We start from the raw sequence: 224 nt of genomic DNA on the forward strand, positions 1-224 counted from the left end.
ACAAGAAGTGTGGGAAGAATTCGAAATTCAAATTGTGACTATCGAATGCGACAAGGACCATGCTCATATTTTTTTAAACGCGCCCCCAAAACGAAGTCCTTCCGAGATCATGGCTAAAATGAAAGGATTCACTTCTAAAAAAATAAGAGAGGAGTTTCCACAACTTCAGCACTTGTCTAGCCTATGGACGCGTTCATTTTTTGTGACCACTGAAGAGAATGTTT

General features: G+C 39.7%; 1 protein-coding gene. It reads left to right on the forward strand.

Translation table 11 applies throughout. From position 1 onward, the window contains the following. A partial coding sequence (gene tnpA / locus RZN25_18665) for an IS200/IS605 family transposase (protein ID MEQ6378804.1) occupies positions 1-224 on the forward strand: 224 nt, incomplete at both ends.

It is taken from the genome of Bacillaceae bacterium S4-13-56 (genome assembly GCA_040191315.1).
Lineage (GTDB): Bacteria > Bacillota > Bacilli > Bacillales > JAWJLM01 > JAWJLM01.